At 43.6% G+C, this 16,017-nt stretch carries 12 protein-coding genes; 3 read left to right on the forward strand and 9 right to left on the reverse strand.

What is annotated here, in order from left to right; translation table 11 throughout:
• Nucleotides 1-350 precede the first annotated feature (350 nt).
• The 3 genes from CHH67_RS12125 to CHH67_RS12135 form a co-directional block, all read right to left on the reverse strand.
• Nucleotides 351-968: a recombinase family protein gene (locus tag CHH67_RS12125; protein WP_095265450.1), complete on the reverse strand. Its 618-nt coding sequence runs from the start codon at nt 966-968 to the stop codon at nt 351-353.
• 570 nt (nt 969-1,538) lie between these two features.
• Nucleotides 1,539-2,360: a hypothetical protein gene (locus CHH67_RS12130; RefSeq protein WP_095265451.1), complete on the reverse strand. Its 822-nt coding sequence runs from the start codon at nt 2,358-2,360 to the stop codon at nt 1,539-1,541.
• A gap of 258 nt (nt 2,361-2,618) precedes the next feature.
• Nucleotides 2,619-3,293 (reverse strand): hypothetical protein, encoded by a 675-nt coding sequence (locus CHH67_RS12135; RefSeq protein WP_095265452.1) that lies wholly within the window; start codon nt 3,291-3,293, stop codon nt 2,619-2,621.
• Nucleotides 3,294-3,995: 702 nt separating this feature from the next.
• Between CHH67_RS12135 and CHH67_RS12140 the strand changes: the two genes are divergently transcribed.
• Together CHH67_RS12140 and CHH67_RS12145 are read left to right on the forward strand one after the other, a co-directional pair.
• On the forward strand, nt 3,996-4,736 hold the full coding sequence (locus tag CHH67_RS12140; RefSeq protein WP_095265453.1) for a hypothetical protein: 741 nt from the start codon (nt 3,996-3,998) through the stop codon (nt 4,734-4,736).
• Nucleotides 4,729-5,634 (forward strand): DNA adenine methylase, encoded by a 906-nt coding sequence (locus tag CHH67_RS12145; protein WP_095265454.1) that lies wholly within the window; start codon nt 4,729-4,731, stop codon nt 5,632-5,634. The genes CHH67_RS12140 and CHH67_RS12145 overlap by 8 nt, the downstream gene beginning before the upstream one ends.
• A gap of 43 nt (nt 5,635-5,677) precedes the next feature.
• Here the strand turns inward: CHH67_RS12145 and CHH67_RS12150 are convergent, their stop codons facing one another.
• From CHH67_RS12150 to CHH67_RS12165, 3 genes are all read right to left on the reverse strand, one after another.
• Nucleotides 5,678-6,703 (reverse strand): toprim domain-containing protein, encoded by a 1,026-nt coding sequence (locus CHH67_RS12150; RefSeq protein ID WP_095265455.1) that lies wholly within the window; start codon nt 6,701-6,703, stop codon nt 5,678-5,680.
• A complete protein-coding gene (locus tag CHH67_RS12155) occupies nt 6,700-7,620 on the reverse strand; it encodes a hypothetical protein (protein WP_095265456.1) in 921 nt (306 codons plus the stop codon). Before CHH67_RS12155 ends, CHH67_RS12150 begins: the two co-directional genes overlap by 4 nt.
• A 1,594-nt stretch (nt 7,621-9,214) precedes the next feature.
• A complete protein-coding gene (locus CHH67_RS12165; protein WP_179292109.1) occupies nt 9,215-10,744 on the reverse strand; it encodes a stalk domain-containing protein in 1,530 nt (509 codons plus the stop codon).
• A 152-nt stretch (nt 10,745-10,896) separates the two neighbouring features.
• Here CHH67_RS12165 and CHH67_RS12170 point away from each other — a divergent pair, with 152 nt between their 5' ends.
• Nucleotides 10,897-11,181, forward strand: a complete 285-nt coding sequence (locus CHH67_RS12170) for a helix-turn-helix domain-containing protein (RefSeq protein ID WP_095265459.1) — start codon at nt 10,897-10,899, stop codon at nt 11,179-11,181.
• Nucleotides 11,182-11,186: 5 nt separating this feature from the next.
• On the opposite strand, the gene CHH67_RS12175 is transcribed toward CHH67_RS12170, so the two are convergent.
• The 3 genes from CHH67_RS12175 to CHH67_RS12185 form a co-directional block, all read right to left on the reverse strand.
• Complete coding sequence (locus CHH67_RS12175) at nt 11,187-11,498, reverse strand: hypothetical protein (protein ID WP_095265460.1); 312 nt, start codon at nt 11,496-11,498, stop codon at nt 11,187-11,189.
• A gap of 371 nt (nt 11,499-11,869) precedes the next feature.
• Complete coding sequence (locus CHH67_RS12180) at nt 11,870-14,086, reverse strand: DEAD/DEAH box helicase (protein ID WP_218832018.1); 2,217 nt, start codon at nt 14,084-14,086, stop codon at nt 11,870-11,872.
• Nucleotides 14,083-15,918: a site-specific DNA-methyltransferase gene (locus tag CHH67_RS12185; protein ID WP_095265461.1), complete on the reverse strand. Its 1,836-nt coding sequence runs from the start codon at nt 15,916-15,918 to the stop codon at nt 14,083-14,085. The genes CHH67_RS12180 and CHH67_RS12185 overlap by 4 nt, the downstream gene beginning before the upstream one ends.
• Nucleotides 15,919-16,017 lie beyond the last annotated feature (99 nt).

Genomic DNA, 16,017 nt, shown 5'->3' on the forward strand with positions numbered 1-16,017 from the left:
GTATGAAAATTAAAAAAGTTTTGCGGAAATAAGACAGCAGAACGAACGATTTAAGACATCAACGTTGCCAGATTTTCGTGGAAAACGTGCTTCCGACGAAAAAAATTCGCACCTAAGCCTCCAATCGCCATTAACCACTCGGGAAGGCGTTCCTTAACCTTCAAAATTATAGAACCTGCCAAAACGTAAATTGGTGGCTTGGAACAAAAAGAACCATTGTGAAACGGTGATGGGCGATCTTGAAGCAAAGCATAAAAATGGGAAGCCGCGAGAAGCTTCACCAAAAGGGAAGGGAGCTTCGCCTGTTATAGCGATGCTCCCAAACGTTGGATGCTGATCGAATCTTCCTATCAAGTTTCAGCAGAAATTGATTCGGTTCTCTCGCGGCGCTTCTTAAGCTCCCGGTACAACACCGATTTGGTGACCCCGCAGATTTGACAAATTTCCGAAATGGGGTGAGACTTGGCTTCGTACAACCGGATCGCTTTGTCGAGCGACTTCTTGTCAGTCTTCGGGCGACCGCCGACACGACCACGCAGTCTAGCACTCTGTAAACCTTCGCGAATTCGCTCACGCAGATTCTCCCTCTCGAACTCTGCAAGGGCAGCAAGTATCGCCACAACCAGTCTGCCCGTTACCGTACTCATGTCGATGTTCTCTTTACAACTGACCAGATTAATCCCCTTCTCCTGCCAAACCGACAAAAGAGCAAGCAAATCCTGCGATGACCGAGATAGGCGTGATAGAGATTCCACAACCACCGTATCGCCGGGGCGAAGTTGCCGTAGGAGATGCTGGAAGTTTTCGCGCTTGAGGTACGCATTGCGGTCACCCGTCATGGCATCCATGAAAATGTCTTCTTCCGCAAGCGAAAATCTTCCCTTCAACATGTCATATTGCCGATCCGGGTTCTGCTCAGTTGTACTTACCCGGACATAACCGAATGTCTTGCCGTTACTGTTTTCCATATTCGCATGACCTCCCTAACCGTGATGCTGAATATAGATCAGTCTTGGAAGTAACATCGTCGTGATCAGAAAGCCGGTGATAACTCGTGCCGCAATGATCGTTTGAGGGACGAAGTGATGGGTTTGGAATTGGGAAAGCAATTGGGACTGAAAATCGGGGATTTTCAGTCCCGGACAGCCTCGAAAGACAGCTATACTTTCAAGCCACCAAAATTATAGTTTTCGGGATCAAGATGATCGAGCGGGAAATGAAGGCGATGCTACATAAGCACTCCCAAAAGGATGAACCGGAGAACATCCCGTAAACGTTAATAGATTTCACCAGCAACAGCAAAGCTGTAAAATTAACATTCCTCAACATTCGTTAGGTGAAAACGGAAAAATGCCGAAGAAGCAGAAGTAAATTGGCTAAAATACAGAAGCCGCGATCATTGTTAAAGCAAAATTAACTACGAAGATTATCGGGTAACATTAACACACTTTTATTTCAAACGGAACGATCCGTATCCCAAAAACGTCAAAAAATAATACCCCCCAATGCTCGGAGGGTATACTTCTTGCTAGAAACGGTTACGATCTTGGATCGCTGATGTGAACGACTTTATGAAGCGGAATGGATTGAAACTTCCCAATCTCCATATTCGGTAAGCTCAGGTAACCCAGTTTCGCTCTGCCCCTGTGCCAATCTCTCGGAAAGAAATTGTCGGCACGATTCGAATCCACTCCGAACTGCGAAACCAAAAGTTTAGGGCGCAAAGTGGTAAGGATCTTGTGGATTCCCTTGCCTTGCTTGAAAGAGATGACGACCTTCTCGTTTCGAAGATAACGGATGAGTTTCGCACGGAAGGTATGGAGGATGAAGTAGGGAATCAGTTTTGCTTCCACCGAAATGGATACCTTATCAATCGAATACCCCTCCTCCGAAGCGGTTATACGAATCACCGCAAATCGCCCATCCACGATCTCTGAATAACTTGGAGTCGCTTCCGCTAGTTGGCGTGTAATTCCTTTCTGCTGCTGTTCGGATGCCAATTCTGGGAATAAACCTCGCAAGGCTGCCTCTGATTTCGTGACCCAACTAAGCTCCCCACTTGCATTCCCTACCACCACAATCGATGAGCAAAGCAAATACTGATTTAGAACAGGGGTTAACTGAAATCTGGCGCAACTATCGGGAACGCGTTCCCCCTGTTCCCGTAGAAACTCAACCTGTTTCTGAGCCGCTACTCGCAAGGGAATGAACTGGAGCGGAGCATGCAAATCGATTTTTCCCATAAGTTGCATATGCTCCATGTTTGTAAGGGCGGCATCCGAAAATCGAGTTTCGACCCGTCCTTGGACGGATACTTGTTGAATACCCCGATAATCACAAGGATGAAGATGGATTGACATGGCTTGTTGCACCTCCTAAAGTTGTCAGTCGCTCGATGCTTGTTTCCTTATGCTAGATCCGAGCAACATTCACATCGATATAGATCAGCCTCATGTTTCTACTCTGATTAGGATCAAAGAGTCTAAATAATGAAAAATTAGATTCGCTATACCCCGAGCAGAGGGTTGCCGAGAGCGAAGAGAATACAGTGCGGAGCATAGCGAACCTCGAGTACCAGTCAACGTCCCGCTGCTAATGTCCAAAATTTACTTTCTTCTTCAATGACGGCTATAAGGCTCATCACCCGTGAATTGAATACAAGTGCTGCTCACGTTTTGGTGGGAAGGCGATACGTAAAGACCAGACAGCAGTTCATCCAGAGCGGTGAAAAGCTGTGCTCGCTCCGATCTGTCCCGCGGATCGACCGAATGAAATAATGCCAGCAAATGTTCTACCTTCTCGCGTTTTGGCTCAGTCTCTCGATGCAATCGGGCTAGACTTAACGAAGCCAAGAAGCGAAGTTCTGTCTCGCACTCTTCTAGATCGATCTGACCTCGTTTAGGGCTATATCGCTGGTAAACCTCGGCGGGTAAAAAACGAAAATCGGAGTACCCCAGCTCACTCAAGGCATGAAGGGCTGGAGGATAATCTCCGGCAAAGTAATGGGCAAGCGCCACCGTAAACTTCCCATGTAACTGCTGATTTGTGCGAAACAACATGCGCTCCACCTCATCCAAATCCATGTCCAGTTGTTCCGTGATATCCTGTGTAGATTTTCCCATTAGTGCCAATTTAACAACCGGTAGTAACGCGCCGTCTTTGCGCCAATCGATTCCGAGAACATGCGCCTCCAGTCTCGCCAGCACATCCAACTTCTCCGAAGTGAGCGTTCCTTTTCGACCAGCAGAATGAAGGGCGTAAGCTAACGCTTCAAGGGCATTGGGCTTTCTCATTGCAAAACCACCTTTCAGATTTTTATGGCAATGATACTATTCACTTGAATATATTCGCTTGTCCTACGAATCGCAGATTGGTTCCGCAACGAACTAAGATTCGGACTCTGCACAAACCTTTCTAATAAAGGCAGGCGGATCGCCAATTACCCCAGAACCAAGTTGTCTGTGAGAAACACGATTACTGCTACCAGAAGAACGGATGGTTTTCTGCTTCAAGGCATACCCACCGTACTTGCGAATGATCGATCTCGTTCACAGCTTGGATGGCTTTCTCCTGTAATAACAACGACTGGATTTTAGACGGAGCGTCATGCCCAAGCGGCGTCTGAGTCATGAAGATTTTCCTCATCCATTGCCTTATCTTGAATCGAAATGGCATTTCTCTGAAAATATCAACCGTTGCAGATTCCTCAATTACACATACGGAAGTCCACCGTTTTTCACATTCCTCCTGCTAAATCAACCGATAGATGCATGAGTTGATGTTACAAGTATGCGGTTTATTGTTACATTCTGCGGATCTGAAGTTTCGGGCTAATGTTTTTCAAATAATGCTATGGACTTAACATCTTTTCTATCGAGTTGAATGATCTTTTTCGGAGATGAACGATGACTGGATCTATATCCTGTACCTTCGCGTAGAAGCTGCCTTCGGAATTGCTTGTGCGGGGGAATATACAGGATAAGGATGATTGAGCAGTGGAAAAATCAGAACGGTTTGAACAAGAGAAACGGGGGATATCTAGTAGCGAGGTTAAAACATTCGAACAAGAACTTGCAGGACAAGTTAACATCAAGCTGATCTACGGCGACTATCCGAACGAACCAAACCCTGTATTCGCCGTACAATTTCAGTCCAAGCTGACGGAGGATCAGCCTACGATTACCATACTGGAATCTGAACTCCTCACCAATACGAAGGAGAAGCAGCTAAAGTTAATTCAGCATTGCGGTCTGGACATCAATCAATACCATCATCTTCTGATGCATATTAACGAATTGAAAAAGAATCGATGCATCACTATGGTTCCCAGTATCTATGCTGTGATGAATCCATGCGCTGAGTTTGAAGAAGGGGTAGAGTTATACGAAAAGCTCCACGGAAACATTCAGAGCCAAATCCATCATTACCCCCTACTCAGTACGGGTACATTCCAACCGAATGATCTCGGCATGATTCTAAACACCAAAGCGTACGGTCAAAATGTCGTTGCTGTAACCACGGATACTTTATACAAACTCTTGGATTGGGATCAAAACAGTGAAAACAAGAATCGGTTACAAAATTTGTGCGAAGCGTGGGTTGACTTGGGTTATCTCATAAAACCATCGAAAGAACGCTACAACAAATGGATACCGCTGGGAAAGCAACGATTCTATTTAATCAAGATACGAAATCTTGAACAAATGCTGCGGAGGGGAGATACCAAAAATGAGTAGAACAAAGATGGATTCCAATTTTTATTACCCCGACATCGGACACAATGATGGCATCGTTCCTTATGTTGGAGGGAAAGCCGGACTCATCGGACACATTGTACCCCTCATCGACTATGCTATCAGAAGTTACGGATTGGAAGAGTTCCACGAGCTTTGCGGTGGGGGTGCGCGTATGCTCCTCAACCTCCCATTTACACACCTAAACAAAAGAGTCTACAACGATATTGATACCGGGATGGCTACACTCTTTTATTGTTGTTCCAACTTTGAACTACTTTATCAATTAAAGAAAATCCTTGCCCAAAAAAGGATCGGCAAAGATGTCTTCGAAGAAGCGAAACAGCGGTGTGATAAAGGTATATTGGGTGAGGATAGCTATGATATTGTTACAGCTGCCGCTAGCGCCTATATTACCATTCTGCAAAGTGAAATGAGTCTGCAAGAAGTGTACAAAAAGCATCTTGAGCAACAAACCTACTTAAATCGTGTTTACAGACTCCATGAGTTTAATAGCACCTTAAAGGGAATAGATGTCACCAATAACGATGTATTCAACATTCTTACGACCGATTACGACTGGAGCAAAAGTTTCATTTATCTTGACCCGCCGTATCATCCAGAAGCGATGGCAAGTAAGAAGCATTACAGGGTAAACTGGAAAAAAGAAAAACACGACCTATTGGTTGAGTTGCTTCTCGAACTTCCTCTCGGCAAAGTAGCGTTAAGCGGCTTAGATAACTCCAGTTACGTGCAGCTAGAAGAAGCTGGTTGGAAGAAGATATACCTGAAAAATTTGCGTGTGAAGATGTCCCGGAATGGTCTTTATCAAATGGAGCAGATTTGGATCAACTTCGACATCCCCCCCTTGCTTGAAGCTCAAGTACGTGAATGCAAATAGCAAGTAAAGCTCTGCACCTCGTTGAAGATGCAGAGCTTTTGTTTTAAGGCTTTGCCCATCGAACCAAAGCATCGAGTGCGGTAACCGTTTGCGCCGTATCGGCAACCATCGCTTCGCCAACATCCTTATAATGGTGTAAAAACGCCCGTGGACTGCCGGATGGCGCATCGTAGTCGAAGCGGTGAAAAATAACTCCGGATTTTTGGATTGCGTTGCATACCACATGAGTGGCATCCCGCCCTGCTGGATCGTTATCCATTAGGATTATGAGAGAGAGTCCAGTAGGAAGCGGCTTTGCGTAGAGCGCATTGGATAAAGCCTTGGGCATTTTGCCGTTGAGCGCAACAGACGAAAAACCTACCTGTTCAAGTAAAATGGCGTCAAGCGCGGATTCCACGATGAACACTACCCCCGGCTTAGTTAAACGAGAGCCGTTGAACAGTTCCAAATCTACCCCTTTAACCTTATAGGAAATCGGGTAATTCTTTGCGCCTTGAACCAACTTCTTGCGTTCCAAGAACCGACCTTTGCAAGGGATAACAACATACTTTGAACCGTCCTCCAAGCGCCAGACCTTTAGTCCGAACTTCGACATGCTTTCGCGCGTGATACCCCTCCGCAGGAGTAGTTCGACAACTTGCGGATCTGTTTGAACAGGCTGGTAAGGACGAAATCGTTCTTGCTTCGGTTCCACAAAAATCTCCTCGACTTTAGCGAGCTTCTGCTGAAAATGACGGAGATGAAACTGCATGCCCACAATCTCGAAGATATCCCAAGCTCTTTCCGCACAGCTAAAGCAATAAAAGTTTCCGCGATCCATATTAAAAACCATCGAGGGTCTCCGATCATCGTGATTAAAGCAAAGAAGGTTCCCGCCAAACGCATAATTAATTCCGCATAGATCTAGCAATTTCTTAATATGGTGTCGCAAGATATTCTTACGACCGTTAGAGTCAAGCGAACGATAGACTTCATGAGGGATGCGCGGGAAAGCTGGATTACCTTCAGCCTGTGCCTGAAGCATGTCACAAACTCGATAAAACCAATGCGCTCTTGGATTGACGTTCATTTCGATTCACCTTCTTTCTTGGCAGGAGGGCTGCGCCATAATATGACGAGCGACTGACCGTCCCTGACAGATAGTTTCTTTGGGATGTAAATCTCCATTTTCGGGTATCTCCTTTTCAAATCGCTAACTTTTTTCAATATGGTTTCTGCCCTTTTCAGAATGTTGCGCATATGACGATTCCGGTACGAGATGGACTTCGATTCATCTCGAAGCACTTTTCCAAAACTAGGCACTCGGTTCATAAGTGCGCGGATCGAGATTTCCCGTTGCCCCTTACCGTCGCTCATCGTCTCCAAAAGGTAAGCAAACTCCAAGGCAACCAGCGCCGCTTGCCTGCTTCGCTGGCTAAGGATGGCAAGGGGGATGCTCGTCAGTCGATACTTGTAGCCATACTCGGACGATAGGTTGCACTCTTCGAGCAAAGCATTTAGTACGTGGTGGAAGTACTCGCTGGTGAGCCGTAAGCGACCGTCAGGAAGCTGCTCGATCTTTAACAGCGGGAAAACCCCTTTCTCGGAAACCCAGCCCATTACAGACTCGTAGCTTTTTAGCGTCTCTAGGAGTGGGTAGCCTTTACCCCCTTTGTTCAGTTCAAGGAATTGGTAAAGGTCGGATTTTCGGCACTCGATGTAGTTGCGGTTTCGAATATCCCCTTTGAAGTAGAAGAATGAGAAGATACCGTACATCATTAAAGGATCTCGAATCTCGCGATTTAAATTAACAAGTTTGCGAACTGCGTCAACGTCCAACTGAATACCATCCTTGTACAAATGCCCATCGCGGCAGACGTACCCCGGTTCGCTAGGATGAAGCAGAATTGCTAACCCCTTTCGCGTTTTGACCGTTCGGAGCATGTCCCGAAAGTTCGGATGGGACGGAACAAACATCGGTTTTCTCTCTTGCGCCTTTTCGACCATGTTGATTTTCCTCCTTTGAATAGGTTTCATTTCATGTTGCTCTTGAGTTTTCAAGGAACGAGTCGCTTTTGCTGTGTTTGAACGGAAAGTTCACTTGGTGCAAAAGCTACTGTATATAGCGCCTCTCAATTTGCAACTCATCAAATGCAATGAATAAACCATCGAAAATAAAAAACTTTCCGTGCGGAAACTACCTGTACAGCGTGACGTTAACTCGCATCATCGACACATGTGGTTCAAACGGTGGATTGATAGCTGTAGTCGTGGGGCATGATCGGTAAAACGGTAGATGGATCTGTCCGCATACGGTGGAGAATTACGTATGCCGGACTCGTCGCAAGCCATACACATATAAATGATCTTGATGTTCAGATCGGAAAAGGAGGGACGCTTCTTGCGGAAAGTAAGGAATTGTTCAGCGCCGCTAGGGATAGTCGGCATATATAGTAGGAAGAGATTGATTGGTTCCTACTCGTTAGGGATGCAGATCTAGGAGGGAATGACCGGCTTTCGAATGGCTATCTGGTGGTTATACGGTGGCTTTATGATGGCAATGGGATGGTTCGAACATTGTGATCGTTACCCCGGATTAGGAAGGAGAAGCTAGGTGCGGGGATTGGCTAGGACGGGGCTATGCACCGGCTATGGAATGGTTATAGGATGGCTAGTTATTGGATTGCGGGATGATGCCACTGACCAGCGAGCACCCCAGATTTGGGGCACAAACGGTGCGGACAATACACTCCCCGGCATTGGCGGAGTACTGGGCAAAAAGCCCACTGCGTCGCGGAAAACGGTGGTTTCGGGGCGAAGATACCACTCTCGCGGCTCGAGGGAAAACCGTGGTGGCGCGGCGGGAAAATTTTCGCTTTGTCTATTTGGAGTTACTTTATTTGTTGTTCTTGTATGGGTTATTGTATTTAAATCTTTTAAGCTTTTAAGTCTTAATAAGCCTTTCCCATTGAATTTGGGGGTTTTAATATTTTTCTGGGTCTTTTAATAAGGGGGATTGCCGAAGGCAAGAACCCGCACTTAATACTCTTATAGTTGTTTTTATAGCGCCCCGTCCAAAATGCCCAAAACCCCTTTGTAGCAAGGGTTTCTGGCACTTCTCCCAATCTAGTTCCCCACCTCTAAAATGCTTGCTCCCCACACCAAACCCATTTCCTGTAAGTCACTCGCCAATTTAGCCCCTGTAAGCCGCTGCAATCATCCGTAGGCATAAACCCCCGGCGCTACCCCGATGCACGATGCCAGAGCCGATTGTGACGGCGAGACAGGCAAGGAAACTGAATAGGCGACCGGGACTTAAAACTTATAGATGACCGTCCCAGTAAATTAGCCCCTGTAAGCCCCCACAACCGCCAGTAGACATAAACCCCCAACCACAGCTGGATGCATGATACCTAAGCCCAGCAGAGCAGTCAGAGAGCGGGCGAAGAAGGTGTGTACGGAAGATTCTACATTTGGTTTAATTTAGACAATGCATTGCGTGTCACAGTAATAAAACCACCCAATCAGTTTATACGATTAGGTGGTTTTGTAGGGTTGTAGAGAGAATCTCTGTCTAGGGCTTACAATAACAATCTTTAATTTAGTAGGATATCTTGAAGCTTCCTCCTATGGATTCTTTGTAAGTTTCAATATCACTTCCTATTGGTGTCATGCCGCGTATCCATTGGTCATCCAGCTTAATAAATAAGTATGAATATACACCATTTTCGTATGTACTGCTAACCTCAATGATCCTTGTTTCGATTCCAGCCAAATCATAGACAAGACTTGTTAAGAAAATTGAATGTTCACCTTTTCCAATTCCATCTACCATTGCTTGGTAGGCACTTATGATAGGATTCCGAGGTGTGGAAGATTCAGGGACTCTTTTAATCAATTGATCTACTAAACTTCTTAGTTTGTAGTCGAGAACGATAGTGTCAGCTGAGATTCCTGCTTCCAGCAGGGGTGAAAGTTGGTTGTGGAATCCTCTAAGTTCCATATTATAAAATCCATGTCCTGTTCCTTCTTTACCCCTTGCTCCATGGTATAGGTAATCCGTCATAGCTTTTGGCACTTCGATGCTATCGATGTCGACTAGAGCTTCTTTAGCTAGTTTGAGGACGGTTTCGTACTCCCGCTGGTTTGCGCTACCGTAGAGTCGTCTGTTAGTTTCGGTGGCGTCGATACCTTTACTCCGTATTTCCTGTCTCTCTATATACTCCGATAATGGAAGGGGGTTAAGGTCAAACTGTCCGATATAGAAATAGAAATCTCTATTGTTAAACTCGAAAGAAACTCCAGTCTCCTTCGCCTCCCTTATCGTGATTATTCGAGAATCAAGACCTGAAGTGCGAACTAAATCATCGTCCTTTAAGTCAACAACAGCACCTGAATTTTTTAATACCATCCCGTTATCAGGTGTTGCAGCAGCTATTGCCCCCGAGCCGCCTTGGTTGCTTTTCGTCAAATCCTTCCCGTCCTCCCCGACTTCAGGGGATTCATGTAAGGAGGAGATGAAATCAGTTATTATCTCCTTATACTTTCCCTCAGGAGCAGGGATCTCTGTACCGTTTCTTAGGTCGATAGGCATTAAGCTGTTTCTTATGTCAATGAGCCTTGAAACGTTATTAGGGTTGGTTGTATCGATACTGCCTTGCGTGATGATGGCGGTGCGAGTGGTGTTGTTCCATTCGACCTTTGCGCCGAGGGCTTCGGCTACAAAGCGAAGTGGTACCATTGTTGAGCCGTTGATGACCATCGCTTCCTTGGCTAGGACAACCTTCTGACCGTTGATGTGGGCGTAGGTGTTGCCGATGGTGAGAACGATGGTTGTGTCGCCTTTGGTTGCCGTAACTGTTTGCGTTGGGTTATCCCACTTCACTTCTGCGTTGAGGGCTTCGAATACCCCTCTTAACGGAACGAGAGTGCTTCCTCCGTGAAGGATCGCTGATTGAGGGTACTGTTGGAGTTTGCCGTCAATGGTGACGTTGACCTCTTGGTACTGAGATTGCTGAACAGCTGCAACCGTAACACTTTCCGCCGCAACAGCGGATACACCTCCAAATGAACTCCCCAGTATTGCTAAACTTACCATTGTGCTCGCTAACTTCTTATTTCTGATCGTCATTTGAATCACCTCATTATTTGTCATTTTACGAGTATGTATAAAATATTTTCACTCATTTAATATACATTTATTTCCTCTTTGTTGAATACTCTATCTGTGCATAATGTTAGCTCCTTTCACACTGGATGTAAAGTATAAAAGGAGCTATCCGCATGAGTTCTGACTCTATTCATAATCCCCAGCAACTGATCAAAAGCGCTATTGCTAAGACTGTTCAGGGACTTCACAATCGGAAAAAATTGACTCAAGAAGATTTGGCTGGCTTATGTAATGTTGATCGTTCATATATTTCAATGATCGAAGTCGGTAGGAATGAACCCTCCGTGACCAAGATTTTTGAACTTTGCGAAGGGTTGGGAATTTCAGTGGCGTCCTTTTTTCAGATCGTTGAAAGGGAAGTCCAGAATTTGAAGAATGAATTACCCCCTGACAAATAGTATGGCTACTCTTGATTGGCTATACATCCCCTGTATACTTCTGAAAGCTTCAGACCATCCCTAATGCCGATCCAATACAAGTATTGAAGCTCCAGTGAAGTTCTTTCATTGATTGCCCCCTCATACTCCAGCAACAGCGGATACAATTCCGGCGGTATTACTTCTTGCAACTTACCCTGTAGGCTGATTTGCTGGAGTCTGGCCGCGCTAACGTCCGACAATTGATTAACCGCTTGTATGTGTTCATGAAATCGAGTTTCGAAAGATGGCTTTGCCCAATCAGGTATTTGATATTTCACTTCATTCTGATTCTTCATCGTGCCACCTGCAATTCTGCCGCTTGTCTCAGGTTTGCAATTATGGAGTCGCGTTCGGTACGAATAGCTTCGATTTCTTTGCCGATCTCGGTGCGGCGCTCTGGAGAAGTCTGGCGGTTGCCATGTTCGACTGTCAGCCTGAGATGGCGCTGGGTGAGGGAGAGTAGGTGTTGCTCAGTTGATGGGTCAAATCGAGTTGAAACAAATGAATTGGCTTAGACATGAAAAAACGCCTCCTTGGAAGTTTGTTGAATGTTAGCTTCCAGTTGGCGTTATTTCAAGAATCTTTGAATACACATGCATTTCAAAAATCCCCTCTAGGTAAATACCATAGAAGGGGATATCCGATATATCAAGTTGTATGCGGTTCATTAAAATACCTCTTTAAGAGATCTCCAATGTTCACTCTGCATACTTTCCGTATAAACGGTATTGTTGATTCTAAGGATCTCATTTTTATCGCGAACAAAACCCCAGTTAATCTTTTTAACCCTTGCATATTCTTTGAAAGCCTCAAACTTGTTGGCTACTTGACGGTCAATATTGTTACTCTTATTGCCTGTTTCGCCACCCTTTGTTTCAATAATCCAGACCTCTCCCGTCTTCTTTTTCACGATATAATCTGGATAAAACAACCACTGTTTACCTACAGTGTCTAAATACACAATGGAGAAATACTGTTGTCCTGTATCCCCATTCTTATAGACCCAATCTATGTCTTCCTTCTCTTCGCAATATCGTTCAAACAACCTCTCTGACTTTGAACGAATACCATCCACGATCATAGCTGATGAATATAGTTTGTAAGCATTTGTGGTGATTTCCTCAACATCTGTTTCAGTCGAGTCATATCGATATAGCTCTTGCTCTGGTATAGAGAAGGTTGCAGTCTTTACGGAAATGTTCATGGATGTCTGTACAGCCAGCTGAGCAGTTGCCTCCCTAAATTCCTCCTTGAGTTTTTGCACATTGTTTATTACGAATGCGTAATACTCTTTTGAGTCAAGTGACAACAACTTATTCTTGCTGCTGTTATTATTCCGGAATAATCGTTCCATAACAACCTTCGTCTTTTGAGCTGCCATGCCAATCGCTGACTTAATTTCGTCTATCGAATGCAATAGTTCAATACCATTCTTATGTGTGTTTACAATGCGGGAAGTTGTAGTGTAAGTTCCTACTCCCTCATTGAGAATCGACTCATTCGTAACAAACTTGCCTTGTCGGATTCTCCTAATAATGGCATCACCAAATCTATAACCTACGTTCTCAAGCCGAAGTTGATTGTCTTTTTTATTGTTGGACAATCCGTATTTATTCACAAGAAACTTATAGATCTCTTGAAAAGTTTCCCTTTCACCTAGACCATCAAAGTCTTTATCACGATATTGCTTCTCCAATGTAAAGTCATAACACTTCTCCTTGAGAAATACTCGTTTAGTCTCAAAGGCTTGATTCATGGCTTCCTTGATACTCTCTTTGTACTTCTCATCAAAAGTGTACAGGTAGCAAAAATCGAGTACATCAATATCATAATGAGTCGCCTCAGGCATACGCCTCAATCGCCCAATGGTCTGTATTTCAAAATCCTCATTCATATTTTCACGAAGTTTAACAAGTATCTTAGCTCTTGGGCAGTCCCATCCGGTTGCAATCGCCTGTTTCATCAAGAGAAAGACAGGTGTTGCCGATTTCTCTTCAATTCCCGCAATATTTATCTTCTCGTTATTACCGTTCATCCATTTTGCAACCATCTTATTATTGTAAGTATAACCCATTTCAGTGAGCTTCTTCTCAACTGCTTCCACAAGTAGGGTGGAAGAGTTTGGGAACTGAATGATCACTAGCGGTCGAATCCTCTTCGACAAATTATCGTATGCCTCAGCGATCTCCTTGCGCTTTGCATCTGCAAGATCAATTAAGTAGCCATGTTCATTATCAAACTCACCGTTGTATTCGACATTCTCGTTGATGTAGAGAGCCTTTGTAATTAGCCCTGACCCAATCACATCTAGCTCGTCAATTTCATAGAACTCGATGAGTTTATTTTCCCTTGCTGTAGCTGAAACTCGAATAATGTTTCTAGCTGAGAAACTATCTATTATAGAGTTTGCCTTCTTTGTATCATTAGAATGTTCCTCGTCAATTAGTACAATAAACTCAATACCTTTTCGGTGGGCGTCAGCAATACGGTCAAAGAGGTTTTTCTTCTCACTATCGCTGATAGCCTTATTACCTTTTTTTGTTACTAGCTCCCAATTGATAAAGGTGGTCGATCCTGCTTCGAAACCAGTCAACAGTGCATCGAACATATTCTTCGTTGTTTTGCTCGGGAGAAATTTCATCATCTTCTTACGACTTTGTTCCTCTAGATCGCCTTTCCCTGGGCAAAGCCAAACAAAAGCAGTATTCGAATTAACCGTATTTAGATATTTATCAATGAAGTCAATAAGAATCACAGTTTTTCCTGCACCAGTGGGTGCTTTTACAGTAATAATCTGTTTGCTGTTATTACTGGACACTTTATCTACTAGAAACATAGAACACCGTTCTTGAAAATCAAATAGTCCATCTGGAAGCATAATCATCTTTCGCCCACCTCCAACAACTCTGATTCAAAGTAATAATCGGGAATTATATATGTGTTGATGCCACTATCGGTTAACTTCCGAGTCTGCTCACTGGTCAGTAGGACAGCAGAGGAAAGAAAAAGTCCTTTACACTTTTGAAGCTTATTATTGTCTAAAATAAATGCATCAGCTTCTTCATCCGACATGAGTAGAATGTATTTGGAATCATCTAGGCTAACTGCATATTCAAGCTGAACCATCTCAGCGATATGTTTTAGAAGCTCATCATTTACACTATAATCCAGGTCATCGGAATACTTCTCAATAAAGCCAGTCTTATAGTATTTTAGATTAACAGGGTTAGGCTCAAATACCTTCCCTGAATCTGTGGTATATCCGTAAATAACGTTCGATAATCTCTTATAAGTGACTTCCTCGCAGATATTCCCTTCGTTATTCGTGCAAAGAATAAATTTACGGGTACCATCGTCTTCGGCATTTTGAGAAATAACAGCATGACCTGTCGTGCCGGAACCAGCAAAAAAGTCCAATACAGTAATGTCTTTTGATGGGTATAAACTGATAATACGTTTCACAAGCTCTAATGGTTTTTTACCATTGTTAAACTCAACGTTTCCTTCTTTCGTCAAATTCTTCATTTGACCAGTATAGTCCCAATATGTTCCTTGCAAATCTTTTTTGTATAAAACGCCATCAATCTCTTCGCTCGTATCCTTTAACCAAACAAATAATCGGCATTTATCACCTTTGTAAAATTGCTCATAAACTTTACCCTTGTTCCTGCCTGTTTTCGGAACATATTCTATAGATAATAGATCTTCAGATATACCTTGTTCCGTACGATAGCTCATTACTCTCGTTCTTATTGAAGATTGTGCGTTTGTAGTTTGAAAAATTTTAGTTCCATATTTTTTGTAAGCCTCTTGTTCAGAGATCCCTTCGCTTTTCGCCACTTGCTTAATTGATTTGATAACAGGATTTTTTCTAAGGTATACTTTAATATCATTGCCATCACCATCTACAGTAGAACCTATATATTCCTTGTCCCCCTCGTAGAGTAGAACTGATGTATACTTCCAACTTACACCTTCCTCGATATAAGTTTTTATTAACTCAGACATTTCTGTATATACATATGCCCCATTAAAAATAGGGAGTGCAGAGTAGTTCTTTGCGTATATAAGGATGTATTCGCAGTTCTTCTTAAATCGTTTATCCTCCCCGCCTCCAGATGCACCAGCGATATTCTTCATATTTACACTTATAATATTAAGGAAATTGTTCTCCCCAAAAACGTCATCGCAAAGAAGCTTCAGCTGTGCTAATTCAATATCGCTGATTTGAATGAACAATGCTCCTTCTTCTGTAAGCAGGTCACGAGCTAACCTTAGACGCTCGTCCATAAAACTTAACCATTTGGAATGCCTAAATCCGTCATCCTCGTTAACGTAGTCGTCTTCATACATAAAGTCTTCATTGCCAGTATTGTAAGGAGGATCAATATATATTAAATCAATATTCCCTTTATGAGTCTTCACCAACAACTTCAGGCTATGTAAGTTATCACCTTCAAGCAAAAAGTTATAAGGCAAATTTTTATCCGATACAATCTCTCTGTCAACAACTTCGGAAAACACCGGTACCTTCGTTAGCATCTCAATGTCAACTCGTTCTTCATGCTCTTCCCAAACAAGACCGAACTTTTTATTAAAAAGCTCCGTCTCGATCTCGTTTATAGCAATTAGCGAAGCATCATCGTTGTGTTCTTCTCTGATTTTATTAAGAAATTCAAGCATGCGCTGTCTTTTAATTTGCGACAAATTCGGCATATAAATTACTCCCCTCAATCAACGTTGCACTAAAATTAATGATAACATATAATCACGTATCAAGTATGACAAAAGTACCATAACAAGAAACAGCTCAAG

Source organism: Paenibacillus campinasensis (assembly GCF_002272015.1).
Lineage (GTDB): Bacteria > Bacillota > Bacilli > Paenibacillales > Paenibacillaceae > Paenibacillus_AQ > Paenibacillus_AQ campinasensis.

What these genes read in the sequence shown, in the direction of transcription:
- CHH67_RS12180 (WP_218832018.1), bottom strand. Translation starts at nt 14,086, where the DNA reads ATGATTATGCTTCCAGATGGACTATTTGATTTTCAAGAACGGTGTTCT.
- CHH67_RS12145 (WP_095265454.1), top strand. Translation starts at nt 4,729, where the DNA reads ATGAGTAGAACAAAGATGGATTCCAATTTTTATTACCCCGACATCGGA.
- CHH67_RS12150 (WP_095265455.1), bottom strand. Translation starts at nt 6,703, where the DNA reads ATGAACGTCAATCCAAGAGCGCATTGGTTTTATCGAGTTTGTGACATG.
- CHH67_RS12175 (WP_095265460.1), bottom strand. Translation starts at nt 11,498, where the DNA reads ATGAAGAATCAGAATGAAGTGAAATATCAAATACCTGATTGGGCAAAG.
- CHH67_RS12165 (WP_179292109.1), bottom strand. Translation starts at nt 10,744, where the DNA reads ATGACGATCAGAAATAAGAAGTTAGCGAGCACAATGGTAAGTTTAGCA.
- CHH67_RS12125 (WP_095265450.1), bottom strand. Translation starts at nt 968, where the DNA reads ATGGAAAACAGTAACGGCAAGACATTCGGTTATGTCCGGGTAAGTACA.
- CHH67_RS12185 (WP_095265461.1), bottom strand. Translation starts at nt 15,918, where the DNA reads ATGCCGAATTTGTCGCAAATTAAAAGACAGCGCATGCTTGAATTTCTT.
- CHH67_RS12170 (WP_095265459.1), top strand. Translation starts at nt 10,897, where the DNA reads ATGAGTTCTGACTCTATTCATAATCCCCAGCAACTGATCAAAAGCGCT.
- CHH67_RS12130 (WP_095265451.1), bottom strand. Translation starts at nt 2,360, where the DNA reads ATGTCAATCCATCTTCATCCTTGTGATTATCGGGGTATTCAACAAGTA.
- CHH67_RS12155 (WP_095265456.1), bottom strand. Translation starts at nt 7,620, where the DNA reads ATGGTCGAAAAGGCGCAAGAGAGAAAACCGATGTTTGTTCCGTCCCAT.
- CHH67_RS12135 (WP_095265452.1), bottom strand. Translation starts at nt 3,293, where the DNA reads ATGAGAAAGCCCAATGCCCTTGAAGCGTTAGCTTACGCCCTTCATTCT.